The following is a 13,365-nucleotide window of genomic DNA, read 5'->3' on the forward strand; positions in this document are numbered from 1 at the left end:
GTTAAGCATTCCGGTACCGTTATGATTAAAAGAAATTTTCAGCATACATTTTCACTACTGAACGTTGATTATGTAAAACTTGGACCGAAATGGAATTACAAAAATGTAATAAGTCCTTACAATCGCATTTATTATATTAATGAGGGTGAGGGTGAGTTATCAGATTCATACGGCACCTATAAACTTGAAGCCGGTTACCTTTACATTGTACCGAGCTTTACCCTTTGTGATATGCTTTGCAAGCAAAACATGGGTCAGTACTTTGTTCAGTTTTTTGAAGATTCTGCCGACGGCAATTCACTATTTGCCGATCATCGTAAAATAATGAAGGCAGAAGCCTCTGCCCTTGATCAGAGCATATTTGCCAGGCTGCTGGAAATAAATCCGGGAAGAGGAATTAACCGGTCAGATAATCCAAGAATTTACGAAAAGGATGTTTTTTATAAAGAATACCAGCAGTTGAACAATCAACAAAACCTGAGTGTATTTATGGAAACCCAGGGTATATTACTGCAACTTACATCAAGGTTTTTAACGCCCCAGTTTTTTAAACCTGCGTTAAAAAAAGTTATACCCAACAAAATTGCCGAAACCTTAAATTACATTCAGGTAAATCTCCACACTGATCTTTCTGTTGCACAACTGGCTTTGCGTTTAAACCAAAACGCCGATTATTTTTCAAGGCAGTTTAAACTTTATACAGGCACCAGACCGGTACATTACATTAACGAAAAACGTGTTGAGCGCGCACAATATCTAATGGCCACAAGCCGCATGACCTATTCAGAAATAAGTAAGCAAATAGGCTTTGAAGATTTATCGTACTTTTCAAAAACGTTTAAACGCTTTACCGGCCTGTCACCAAAAGATTATAAAAAACAGATGTTTAGCGTAGGGCTATAATACCGTTAATGACAGGCCTTAGTTAAAATTTGTATTTATTTAAGCGTTTAAGTCAAATATGCGGTTCATGAGAATCCATTTTTCGCCATCTTTTGCCCAGGGCAAAGGCTGCTGAAATTTCCACATCAATTCTTCCCATTCCTGTACTTTAGGGTTTTCCGCATCCATTGCCGCTTTCTTTTCAGCCGAAAAGTTTTCATTCACTTCCATAATCATAAACAAACGGTTACCGGTACGGTAAATCTCCATTGATGTTATCGAAGCATCTTTTATACTTTTTTTTATTTCTGGCCAGCCATGTTCACTTGAGTGCCAGCGTTCATATTCTTTTATCAGCGCTTCATCATCTTTTAAATCAAGCGCGTAGCAAAATCGTTCCATATTAGTTATTCTTCAAATAGCGTTTAAAATATTGTTCGTCAATTAACCCGGCTTTTACAAGGGTAGCCCAAAAATCTACAGCAATGGTAGCACCCAATAACATACTGTTTTCATGCACATTGCCGGGGTTGCCGGCGCTTAAGGCTATTGAGTTTACACCCGGTGCACGGAATGCAAAGGCTGCAGCTGCCTGAGCCGGAGTTACATTATGCTTGCTGCAAATATTAAAAAAGGCGCTGCGCCACTGGTATAATGCACTATTATGTTTAGAGTTAATTGAGCTGTAGTTATAATAATCGGCACCAACAACAAAACCTCCGTTAAAAACTGCCGCATTAATTATACTTATATTGTTGTCTCTCAAGTGTTCCATAAATTCAACCACTTCTCGTGGGTGACTGTGTATGGTGAGGCTGTTGGCAAGCATTACCCAGTCCAACTGCACATCGCGGCATATACGGGCAATGGTACGCCAGTCTTTTGCACCTATGCCAACTGATGCTACCTCACCTTTGGCCTTAAGCTCAAGCAGTGCTTTGTATGCTCCAATGATGTCACGGTACCGTTTTTTCCTTTCACTCACATCGGCCGCGGCCTGTAAGTACTCATCAGGATCATGAACCGAAACCATTTTTGCCTTATACTTTCCCAATAGCATATTACCTTGCAGGTAGCAGGCTAATATACCATGGTAGCTAATTTTTTGTTCGGCATCATGTTTCAAATCCTTCCAAACGCCGGGCTCAAACGTAGGCGCTGAAGATGTTAATGATTTACGAAACCAACCTAACTTATTACTGATGACTACATCATTTGGATTAACCTGCAAATGCTCCAGGCTTTGCCCAAGCGACTCAAGCGCCAGACCCGCACCGTACTTACCGGCCGAATCAAAGTAAACCGGTGCGTTTTGATGCTGCATGCAAGCCTTAACAACTTCAAGTTTATGATTGATTGATGTAGCCTCGTATAAATTGCCCAATACGCTGGTGCCGTATATTAATGGCGGTAATGCGCAGGTGCTCATAACTAATATATAGCGTTTACACTTTGCTCATTGGTTCGCACTACAACCCGGTGCCCTCTGAATGCAAACAGCGCAATAATCACAAAGCATACCATAGGCACGTAGTAACCCATTCTTATATCATGACTTGCATCGCTCAGGTAACCAAATGCACGCGGCACTATTGCCCCTCCCACTATCGACATGATGATCAGACTGCTTCCCAGCTCGCGCTCAGGTCCTAAATCTTTAATTCCAAGTGCAAATATGGTAGGGAACATTATTGACATAAAGAAGGATATGGCAATTACTGTGTATATAGCATATGAACCCGATAGATAGATTGCCCCAAAACACAGTATAGTGTTAATAATGGCATATATACCCAGCAAACGGTTTGAACTAATATACTTCATTAAAAACGTACCAATAAAGCGTCCAGCTAAAAATACCAACCCGCATATGCTTGCCAGGTGACCAGCTTCGCGATCAGTTAAATTGGCTACACTTACTGCATAAAGCACAAAAAGGCTGATGATACATGTTTGGGCGCCAACGTAGAAGAACTGTGCAGCAATGCCCCATGATAAATGACGATGACGCAATATGCTTAAAAAACCACGTTTGGAAGTTGATTTATTTTCAGCGGCCTGAACGTTTGGAAGTTTAACAAATAAGAACACCACTGCTATAATTACCAATATAATAGTCAAAGCCATATAAGGGCCTTTAACAGATGCAGCCTCCGCAGCCAAAGCAGCTTTACGTGCGGCCGCAGGCATCAGTTTTAGCTGTTCATCAGGTGTTGAATGTATTAATATAAGCTCGGTGCCAATTGCAGGTGCAAGCATGGTAGCAAAACCATTGAATGATTGGGCAAGGTTTAACCGCTGCGCCGCAGTTTCGGGTGAGCCAAGCAACGTCATAAACGGATTAGCTACCGTTTCTAACGTTGCCAACCCGCAGGCTATTATGAAAAGCGCTATCAGGAAAAAAGAATACTGCTGAGTATTGGCTGCGGGAATGAACAGGTAACAACCTATAGCGAAAAAAACAAGTCCTGTTACAATTGCCGATTTATAACCAAAGCGCTTCATGATGAGACCAGCCGGAATTGCCATTACAAAATAGGCTGCGTAAACGGCGGTATCAACCAATGTTGCCTGTACGTTACTTAACGTAAATGAACGCTTTAAATGCGGAATAAGAATAGGATCTAAATTGTGAGCAAAGCCCCACAAAAAAAACAAGGTGGTTAATAAAATAATCGGTAGCGTATTCTTCTTATTCATAATTTGGTTGCTAATAAATTGGTTTATTGATTGGAGGCGAGACAAGTGGTATCATTTCAACCATTGCTTTGCTTACGTCGCGCAATTGAAGTAAGAAATAAGATTATCCTTTCGCTTCCAAAAAAATCAAGGTTGCCGTAAACATTATTCAAGGTATCAGATAGTTTGTACCCTAATATTCGAGGATAACTGAAATAAGGCTGCGTGCTCTCGTAAGCATGCAAATCTGTACCACAAATACCTATGAAGTGTTGGGGCTGCTCACAGCTAAATGCTTTATTCATTACTTAATGCAGTATTAATATGTTGGCGTGTATAAATGGCTTGGTTGCAGGCTAGTTGGTTTTTACAAAAGTATTGAGCTGCATATAGTGTATGTTTGAGAATATCAGACCATTTTTTGCTCAAATCCGATTGTTGTAAAAACGAGGTTAATAGTAACCCTTGGAATTACACATCACCACTCACATGCGGCACTTCCACAACTTGTACAAAGCCGACCTACTTTTGCCCAATGACGACAAAACAGGCAATTATTTAAACGTTGTTTGATGATTGTTAATTTACAAGCAATAGATTTGAAAAATTATAAGCCGGTTAAGCAAACAAAGCTTATAAACCAATTGAAATAACCGTTCAAAATGCGTCTATCATCTTCTATCAAACACTACCTGCTACTAACTGCAACTTGCATGACGCTTAATAAAGCAAGCGCACAAACCGTAGTTTTTAAAATTGACGCCCGGGCAACAGCACAAACCATTCATAATATCGGAGCATCGGGCTGTTGGTATTCAGAACCTATTGGCATGCACTGGCCTGAAGCTAAGAAAGAGGAAATTGCAAAGCTGTTGTTTAGCAAAGGCATAACCAAGGATGGCAGCCCCGAAGGAATAGGCCTATCGGCATGGCGCTTTAACATTGGAGGTGGCAGTGCAGAGCAAGGCGAAAAAAGTGGCATCAAAGATCCGCTAAGACGGGTGGAGAGCTTTTTAAACAGTAATGGTACTTATGACTGGAACAAACAGTTAGGCTATCAATGGTTTTTGAAAAAGGCTAAAACGTACGGCGTTGAAGACTTAATTGCTTTCTCAAACACGCCACCTGTGTGGTTCACAAAGAACGGGTTAGGTTATAAAACCGATAAAGATTTTATATCGAACCTAAAGCCGGACAAATACACCGCCTTTGCTTCATTTTTAGCCGATGTGCTGATTCATTTTAAAAAAGAAGGAGTCAACTTTAAATACATAAGCCCGATAAATGAGCCACAGTGGGATTGGTCGAATAAGTTTGGGGAAGGCAGCCAGGAAGGTAGTCCGTGGACAAACAAAGAGATTCACGATGAAATAGTTGCGCTTGACTCTGTACTTAAAGCGAAAAAACTACCCGTTTCAATTATGACAACCGAAGCGGCTATGCTTACCTATTTATATAAAACAGGTAAAGGTTCATATAGGCAAATTCAGGAATTATTTGGTGACGGTAGTCCGCAAAATATTAAAGGCCTAACCCATGTACCTAATTTTGTAGCCGGGCATAGCTATTTTACTGAAAAAGGCGACAGCATGATGGTTGCTATAAGAAAACAACTGGCCGACACTACTGCCAGATATGGAATTGAATACTGGCAGTCGGAGTATTCAATGCTTGATAATGGCTTTAGTGAATCGGCAACCGGTAAACGAAGCTCCATGGATTGCGCCTTGTTTTTAGCCAAAGTGATTAACCGCGATTTAACCATTGCAAACGCTGCTGCCTGGCACTTTTGGAACGCTTACGAACCCGGCCCCGCTAACATAGATACGCGGTATTTCCTGATAGCATTGCATCCTGACAAAGGATTTAAAAACGGAAACTTTACTCCCGTAAAAAACCTATGGGCATTGGGCAACTACAGCCGGTTTGTAAGGCCCGGAATGCAAAGATTAAAAGTGAGTCGTAATGATGATATGGATGATGTTAAGGCTGGCCAGGATATTATGATTTCAGCTTTCAAAGATGGCAAAGGTCAGTTGGTTACCGTATTGATTAATTATACGCAACAGCCAAGAAAAGTAAAACTGGATATCCAACACTTTAACAAACACAGGCAGCTTAGCTCCTACGTTACATCGGCCGAGTCGGGTGATAATTTGAAGGCCGGCAAACTGCCCGTAGATGCAAACGCAATTGAACTCAAACCGCGATCGGTTACTACATTAGTTTACAAAAATTAACCTATTGCTCAAAATATGTGGCTTAATCGTTTAAGTAAAAAGCTCGGGGTGTGCATTGTTTATTGCAGTATATTGTAAGAAATTAGCATGCATTAGCCGGCCAGGGCTTGCTGCTTCAATAAACCTATTTTGCCTTCAAGAAGCTTTACAACTTTGTAATAATTTTAAACTCTAATTTAATTTAAATGCGCTCATGTCTACGCCGGTATCATCTGTGTTAAAACCCGAAAGGCTCCGTTCTCTTGATGCCATCAGGGGTTTTGATATGTTTTGGATTATCAGTGGCGAAGAAATATTTCACGGATTGGCAGAGGTTGTTCAGCATAAATATCATTTATACCGAAATCCGGTTAACTGGCAAATAAGCACCAACTCCAATTTATCATTCATTGAACGCCTTATACTGGGCTTAAGCAATCAGTTACATCACAGCGTATGGAACGGTTTTACTTTTTATGACCTTATTTTTCCGCTTTTTATATTTATAGCAGGTATATCAATGCCATTTGCCTATAAAAACAAAACGCAATTTATTGTCGATGGCCAGGTAAAGCATCAGGTTTACAGCCGTTTAATAAAGCGCACCTTATTACTTGTACTATTTGGCATATTGGTAAATGGTGCTCTCCAATTCAAAGGTTATGAGCATACCCGCTTTGCAAGTGTTCTAGGGCGTATAGGCCTCTCCTGTTTCTTTGCAGCACTTATTTATTTAAATTTCAGCTTAAGAGCACAAATAACGTGGTTCATTGGTCTGTTAGCCGGTTATTGGGCAATGTTATTATTTATACCCGTACCGGGTCACGGCGCTTATGTACTTACCCCCGAGGGCAGTTTAACAAGTTATATTGATCAGCTATTTTTACCGGGCAAGCTACACCGCACCGTTTACGACCCCGAAGGTATTTTAGGCACTATCCCCGCAGTAGCAACGGCATTACTTGGTGTATTTACCGGCACGCTACTTTCCATGCAAGCACATAACTTAACGCCTGTACGTAAGCTGGTATACCTCACGGTTTCGGGTTTGATTTTGCTAGGTTTAGGTTCCTTATGGAATATTTGGTTACCAATCAATAAAACCTTATGGACAAGCTCATTTGTACTTTACGCAGGTGGATGGAGCTTGCTGCTGTTTGCACTTTTTTATGGTGTAATTGATGTTGCCGGCTTTGCTGCCTGGAGTAAGCCATTTACCTGGATTGGTATGAATTCCATACTTATATACCTTACTGCACATGGCATGCTCAACCTGGTATCATCGTCGGAGTTTTTTTTAGGAGGTGCACTAAAGTTCATAGATCCGGATTGGCACCGGCCCGTGTTGTGGACAGGTGTCTTACTCATACAACTATGGCTTTTGCGTGAACTATCAAACAGGAAAATATTCTTAAAATTATAGCAAATACAACAATCATTATACAACCAACAAGCACTTTACATACATGAATTTCAGTTTCAAAAAAGTATTTTTTGCATTCACCGGCCTGCTTATATCCTGCATGGCGATGGCACAAACGGTAGAAAGTGAAAGCTATGCACTCATTAAAAGATTGCTGCCTGCCCATGCCAAAAGTTTTGTTGTAAAAAAAATTAACACAACTAATAAAGACGCTTTCGAAGTAGAAAGCGCCGGAAATAAAATTGTGCTTGGAGGAAACAATGGTGTAGCTATTGCTTCGGCTTTATATTATTATTTAACTGAATATGCGCATTGCCAGGTAACATGGAATGCAAGTAATCTTAACCTGCCTGCCGTTCTTCCAAAGGTTCCGCAAAAGGTAAAAAAATCATCGCCTTACCAGTTACGCTATTACCTTAACTATTGCACTTTCAACTACAGCATGAGCTGGTGGGACTGGGCACGGTGGGAAAAAGAGATTGACTGGATGGCCCTGCATGGCATAAATATGCCCCTGGCTATTACGGGCGAAGAATATACCTGGTATTTGGTGTACAAGGAAATGGGCTTCACTGATGAAGATTTGAAAGGATTCTTTACAGGGCCAGCTTACTTTTCATGGTTTTGGATGGGCAACATGGATGCATGGGGCGGACCGCTGCCACTCAACTGGATGCGTACACATTTTGACCTGCAAAAAAAGATTTTACAGCGGCAACGTGCGTTGGGCATGAAACCAGTTCTACCTGCCTTTACGGGTCACGTGCCTCCAGCTTTTAAAAATCGTTTTCCGGATGCAAAGCTTAAAACCACTAACTGGCAAAACGGCTTTGCCGACACGTACATTCTTGATTCGGAAGACCCTTTATTCGCCCGCATAGGTAAACTTTTCTTAGAAAAACAAACCAAGTTACTGGGCACGGATCATTACTACTCGGCCGATACGTTTAATGAAAACGAACCACCGTATGATGATCCTGAAAAGCTTGGCAAATTAAGTGCCCGTGTTTACGACGGCATGCGTCAGGCCGATCCTAAGGCAGTTTGGGTGATGCAGGGCTGGCTGTTTTACAGCGACAGAAAATTTTGGCGTGCGCCGCAAACTGAGGCTTTGCTTAAAGCTGTTCCGGACGATAAAATGATTATTTTGGACTTAGCAACAGAAATTGAACCGATTTGGAAAAGAACAAAAGCGTTTTACGGTAAACCCTGGATATGGTCGATGCTTAACAATTTTGGTGGAAACACCAACTTATTTGGTCGGTTAGACAGTGCTGCAATTAAACCTTCAATGGCCTTAAAAGACCCTAACAGTGGTAAACTTACAGGCATAGGCCTAACCATGGAAGGTATAGAGCAAAACCCGGTAATTTATGAACTGTTTACTGACAATACCTGGACCAGCGAGGCTATCAACCTAGACAAGTGGCTGCCACGCTACATCAGAAATCGTTATGGTGCAACTGATCCATTAACTTTAAAAGCATGGAATATTTTGCGTAACACCGTGTATTCGGTACCTAAAGACAAGTATATACGTGACGGTGCGGAATCAATTATACAGGCGCGCCCAACCTTAGATAGCGCCACGCGCTGGGCAAAAACCAAACTAAACTACAACGCTAAAGATTTACTACCTGCCTGGGATGCGTTAATTAAATCCTCAGCAAAATACAGCAAGAGTGACGGTTTTAAATATGATTTGGTTGACATAACCAGACAAGTGCTGGCAAACTATGCTTTAACAGTTCAAAGAGATATGGTTACGGCATATAAAAATAAAAATGTAGCCGAATTCAACCGCCAATCGGCTCAGTTTTTAAGCCTAATAGATGACATGGACCGTTTACTTGGCACACGTAAAGAGTTTATGCTGGGCGAGTGGATAAACACCGCACGTGCCTGTGGCGTTACACCACAAGAAAAGGCATTGTACGAACAAAATGCCAAAGACCTCATTACCCTTTGGGGAGACAAGGATTGCCCTTTAAATGAGTATGCCTGCAGGCAATGGAATGGCTTGCTATCCGACTTTTACAAGCCTCGGTGGAAACAATTTATTGATGAGCTTACCTTAGACCTACGCGGACAAAAAAGCATGGATTACAAAGCCTTTACCAGCAAAATTAAGGATTGGGAATGGGCGTGGGTAAACGCAAGGAAAGATTACCCGGCAACGCCTAAAGAAAATACCATAACTGTTGCAACCCAACTTCACAGTAAATACTGGTCGGCAATAAATAAGGCTAATTAATACGAAAAGCTTTGTAATTTCCACATGAAACCCAGCAAGCATTTGATGCGGAATTAACTGTCAAATGCTTGCTTCTAAAGCTGATCACACATTGATATAAAATACGATTAAAGCTCAACCGAGCATTTCTATAAAAACAAAAGGGCCGGCTAACACTTAGTTAACCGGCCCTTTTTGTTTTGCTTATTTAGTTAAACTACTGCGCCTTCTATTTTAAGTACGTAAGCCATAGTCCCGGGTGCCTCGGCAGGTAACTGTACTTTAAGCCCCTGACCGCTTTGCTCAAATTTTAAGCTGCTGCCGTTTGCTATAAGCGTAACCCTTTCAACTTTACCACCGGCTCCAACACTTTTAATGTTTATTTGGTTGCCGTCTTGTGGCCAGCCCAATAAAATAGCATACAACGCATTGTTTTTAGTAGTAAACCTAATATCACCGGCTTTATAAACCGTGCCTTCGTTATAACCTTGTTCTTTTAATGGCTTAACGTTTTCCATTGCTGGTCCTTCGCCAAAAACTTTCCATGGCCTGGTGCCATAAATGGCTTCACCATTTTGCTTGGTCCATGCAGTAATTTGCTGTACAATTGCACGTTCCTTTACATCAATGGTACCATTGCCTTTTACCGGTACGCTAAGCAGCAAGTTGCCGTTTTTGCTCACCACATCGGCCAGCATATGAACTACGGTAGCCGCCGATTTGTACTTGTTGCCATCGTAAACACGCTTATCATAATGCCAGTTGCCAATGCAGGTACAGGTTTGCCAAGGCAAAGGCTCAATACGGTTACTATGCCCACGTTCAATATCCCAAACTATACATTTGCGTTGCTGCTCGTCAAGTATTTTGCCGGTAATTACGGCCTCCATTTTACCATGCTTTTTCAAGCTGTTATTGTACATGTGAGCAGCAATTTTCAACCCCACATCACTAACAGGCCATAGCGGTAGCGCTGTATCATCAAAATACACCAAATCAGGATCATAGTTGTCAAGTAAAGCCAACGTCCTTTTCAAAAACTTTTCATTATAAGCTTTTGACGGAATGCTTGCACCGTCCTTCCAATCCCATTGTTGCAAACCGTCTTTGTAAGGCGCGCTTAAAGGATGCCTTTGTGAGTAAAGCTCTTGTGGGTCGTATCCCTCCCACCATTTGCCTTTACCATCAGCTTTTTGAATATTACCATCGTAATGTACACCAGCCATAGGGCCTGTTTTATCTGCTCCTTGCGATGGTTCATACCAGGTCCAGGTGTGAGCTGCATGAACACTTACCCCAAAGCGCAAACCATTATCACGTGCTGCTTTCTCCCACCCTTTAATCAAGTCCTTTTTAGGCCCAATGTTGGTTGAGTTCCACTTTTGGTATTTATTAGGATATAGGTCAAAATTATCATGGTGATTGGCTAGCGCCACAAAATACTTTGCGCCAGCCTCTTTATATAACGATACCAGTTCGGCCGGGTCCCACTTATCTGCCTTCCATTCGTTAATCACATCCTTAAAGCCAAATTTTGATGGGTGGCCGTAAGTTTTAAGGTGGTATTTATAAGCCGAACTACCTTCCTCGTACATCCCCTTTGCGTACCAGTCGCCATATTCCGGCTGGCATTGCGGACCCCAGTGTGCCCATAAACCAAATTTTGCATCACGAAACCAATCCGGAACCTGGTATTGTTCCAATGAATTCCATGACGGTAAAAAAGGTCCTTTTGCCATGCCATCATAGGCCAGGCCCGAACCAATGGTTTGCGCCTGTAACTTAGCAAGGTAAAGGGATGCAGCACCTGTTAACGTGCCTTTAATCAAACTTCTTCTCTTCATAAATAACTATGCTTTAACAAAATTGCGCACCAAAAACAAAGCTTCGATTATCGGGTACTCGTTTTTTTGAGGTTTGCTGATTCAATTAGTGATTACTCAATTGGCTTTTTCAAAACTAGTTGAAGCACGTACAAAATCATTGATAATAACTGACCACGATATGTAAAAATCCGACTTTTATATTTGATGGAAGTAATTATCGCAACAGGGTAAAACTGCGATTATAAAGCAACTTGCTATTTTCTTACCTCGTCTAAAATCGGCTTATCTAACGCACTTAATATATCAACTTCGGGCTTCAGTAATTCTAAAACCTCAATGCTGTTGTTCCCTTTTTTCAGCCACTCTGCCGGCAAATAAAGCGTTTGCTGCGGACCAATGCTCCAGTATTTTCCTAAGTTATGACCATTAACCCAAACCACGCCTTTGCCCCAACGGCGCATATCAAGGTAGGTATCGGCCAACTTATTTAATTTGAAACTTCCTTTGCGAACTACAGGCGAAGTAACGCCTGCAGAAGTAGTTTTTGTAAACGACTTTGTATCAGTAAAAGGCAGGCTGTACATTTGCCAACCGTTTACTTCCTTACCTGCATAGGTAACACTTTGGGTAATGCCCTTTTTGTTTTGCAATAAATACTTACCAAAGTTTATACGGCCCATGTTTTCAACCAAAATATCAATTACAGCTTCGCCTGCCGGAAGGGTTACGTTTAAGCTATCTTGTTTCAGCCGACGATCTAAGGTACCTATCGCTTTACCATTGACCATAATAACAGCATAATCACGCAGCTCTTTTAACGCCAGTATTCCACTGGTTCCGCCTTTCATTTTAGTGCGATAAAGCACATAACCGTAGTCCTGTTTTAAATCTTCAAATGTAAGTGGTGTTTTATTAGTCACCGGCACAGGCAGGTTACTCAATAACGCCGCCGAGCTTTTTAAACTAAATGTTGGTATAGTGATGGCTAGCTTGGCAGCGGGCACCTCGGGCAGGTTTACATTCTTGGGCAAATACTTTTTAATTACCTCTCTGAACTTTACAAATTTGGGCGTTGCGTTACCCGCTTCATCTAACGGAGCATCGTAATCATAACTACTTATTTGAGGCTCGAAACCTGTTTTATCTTTATAGTTTGAACCGTTCATGAAGCCGCGGGTGGTGCCTCCATGAAACATATACATGTTTATTGACATTCCGGCTGCCAGTACCGAATCTAACCTTCCGGCGTAATCTTCCGCAGGTATAGTGTGGTGTTTGGTTCCCCACCAGTCAAACCAAGCCGGGTACCATTCGGCAATATAATACGGCCCTTTGCCGCTATGGTAAGCATTAACAAGTTCTTTAACTTTAGCCGGTTTATCAAGTCCGTTAACGGCAGGCATCAGGCCCGGCAAATGACCATCTTTAACATCATTAGCAGGATCACAGGTGTACAATATGCCATCAAACCCTGCTTCTTTAAAAATACGCTGGTTAATGGCTAAATAGTCTTTATCATTACCATAAGAGCCGTATTCGTTTTCAATTTGAACCATTAGTATATTGCCGCCGTGGTTCACCTGTAATGGCGCTAACCTTTTTCCCACTTCCTTTATGTAAGTGTGATATTCATTAAGGTATTGCGCTTCCTTGCTTCGCACTTCCAGTCCTTTTTCATTTTGTAACCAATACGGATAACCGCCAAACTCCCACTCGGCGCATACATAAGGGCTTGGTCTTAAAACTACCCATAAGCCTTCCTGGCGTGCAATGTTCACAAACTCAACTATGTCGTTGTTCCCCGTAAAATTAAACACACCTTTTTGAGGCTCATGTACGTTCCAGAAAACATAAGTTCCTATAGTGTTCAAACCCATTGCTTTGGCCATCTTCATTCTTGATCTCCAGGCTTCGCGTGGCACACGTGGGTAATGAATTTCCCCGCTAATCATTTGAAAAGGCTTCCCATCAAGCAAAAAATCAGTATTGCCTAAAGCAAATGTGTGTGCCTGCTTTTGTGCAAATGCGCCATAACAGCACACGCAAAGCAGCAGTGTTAAACAACGTATATATTTATTCATAATATTCTTTGTTAATTTAGAA

General features: G+C 41.6%; 9 protein-coding genes. 4 read left to right on the forward strand and 5 right to left on the reverse strand.

What is annotated here, in order from left to right; translation table 11 throughout:
- Positions 1-21 precede the first annotated feature (21 nt).
- Positions 22-903, forward strand: coding sequence for a helix-turn-helix domain-containing protein (locus tag GO816_RS16830; RefSeq protein WP_157543117.1), 882 nt, complete (start codon positions 22-24; stop codon positions 901-903).
- Between the two features lie 39 nt (positions 904-942).
- Here the strand turns inward: GO816_RS16830 and GO816_RS16835 are convergent, their stop codons facing one another.
- From GO816_RS16835 to fucP, 3 genes are read right to left on the reverse strand one after another with little or no spacing between them, the layout of a single operon-like run.
- The gene (locus GO816_RS16835) at positions 943-1,284 is read right to left on the reverse strand and encodes an L-rhamnose mutarotase (protein ID WP_157543118.1); all 342 of its coding nucleotides are present in this window, start codon (positions 1,282-1,284) and stop codon (positions 943-945) included.
- 1 nt (position 1,285) lies between these two features.
- A complete protein-coding gene (locus GO816_RS16840) occupies positions 1,286-2,311 on the reverse strand; it encodes an aldo/keto reductase (RefSeq protein WP_157543119.1) in 1,026 nt (341 codons plus the stop codon).
- Positions 2,312-2,313: 2 nt separating this feature from the next.
- On the reverse strand, positions 2,314-3,582 hold the full coding sequence (fucP, locus tag GO816_RS16845; RefSeq protein ID WP_157543120.1) for an L-fucose:H+ symporter permease: 1,269 nt from the start codon (positions 3,580-3,582) through the stop codon (positions 2,314-2,316).
- Positions 3,583-4,274: 692 nt separating this feature from the next.
- Here fucP and GO816_RS16850 point away from each other — a divergent pair.
- The 3 genes from GO816_RS16850 (at position 4,275) to GO816_RS16860 (ending at position 9,457) form a co-directional block, all read left to right on the forward strand.
- On the forward strand, positions 4,275-5,801 hold the full coding sequence (locus GO816_RS16850) for a glycoside hydrolase (RefSeq protein ID WP_198171551.1): 1,527 nt from the start codon (positions 4,275-4,277) through the stop codon (positions 5,799-5,801).
- Between the two features lie 193 nt (positions 5,802-5,994).
- Positions 5,995-7,203, forward strand: a complete 1,209-nt coding sequence (locus GO816_RS16855; protein ID WP_157543122.1) for an acyltransferase family protein — start codon at positions 5,995-5,997, stop codon at positions 7,201-7,203.
- Between the two features lie 43 nt (positions 7,204-7,246).
- On the forward strand, positions 7,247-9,457 hold the full coding sequence (locus GO816_RS16860; protein WP_157543123.1) for an alpha-N-acetylglucosaminidase: 2,211 nt from the start codon (positions 7,247-7,249) through the stop codon (positions 9,455-9,457).
- Between the two features lie 191 nt (positions 9,458-9,648).
- Here the strand turns inward: GO816_RS16860 and GO816_RS16865 are convergent, their stop codons facing one another.
- Both GO816_RS16865 and GO816_RS16870 read right to left on the reverse strand, forming a co-directional pair.
- Positions 9,649-11,280, reverse strand: coding sequence for an alpha-L-fucosidase (locus GO816_RS16865; RefSeq protein ID WP_157543124.1), 1,632 nt, complete (start codon positions 11,278-11,280; stop codon positions 9,649-9,651).
- A gap of 236 nt (positions 11,281-11,516) precedes the next feature.
- Positions 11,517-13,343: a glycoside hydrolase family 35 protein gene (locus GO816_RS16870; protein ID WP_157543125.1), complete on the reverse strand. Its 1,827-nt coding sequence runs from the start codon at positions 13,341-13,343 to the stop codon at positions 11,517-11,519.
- Positions 13,344-13,365 lie beyond the last annotated feature (22 nt).

It is taken from the genome of Mucilaginibacter aquatilis (genome assembly GCF_009755275.1).
GTDB classification, from domain to species: Bacteria; Bacteroidota; Bacteroidia; order Sphingobacteriales; family Sphingobacteriaceae; genus Mucilaginibacter; species Mucilaginibacter aquatilis.

Coding starts and splice junctions, on each gene's coding strand:
- GO816_RS16855 (WP_157543122.1), top strand. CDS start 5,995: ATGTCTACGCCGGTATCATCTGTGTTAAAACCCGAAAGGCTCCGTTCT.
- GO816_RS16850 (WP_198171551.1), top strand. CDS start 4,275: ATGACGCTTAATAAAGCAAGCGCACAAACCGTAGTTTTTAAAATTGAC.
- GO816_RS16840 (WP_157543119.1), bottom strand. CDS start 2,311: ATGAGCACCTGCGCATTACCGCCATTAATATACGGCACCAGCGTATTG.
- GO816_RS16870 (WP_157543125.1), bottom strand. CDS start 13,343: ATGAATAAATATATACGTTGTTTAACACTGCTGCTTTGCGTGTGCTGT.
- GO816_RS16860 (WP_157543123.1), top strand. CDS start 7,247: ATGAATTTCAGTTTCAAAAAAGTATTTTTTGCATTCACCGGCCTGCTT.
- GO816_RS16865 (WP_157543124.1), bottom strand. CDS start 11,280: ATGAAGAGAAGAAGTTTGATTAAAGGCACGTTAACAGGTGCTGCATCC.
- fucP (WP_157543120.1), bottom strand. CDS start 3,582: ATGAATAAGAAGAATACGCTACCGATTATTTTATTAACCACCTTGTTT.
- GO816_RS16830 (WP_157543117.1), top strand. CDS start 22: ATGATTAAAAGAAATTTTCAGCATACATTTTCACTACTGAACGTTGAT.
- GO816_RS16835 (WP_157543118.1), bottom strand. CDS start 1,284: ATGGAACGATTTTGCTACGCGCTTGATTTAAAAGATGATGAAGCGCTG.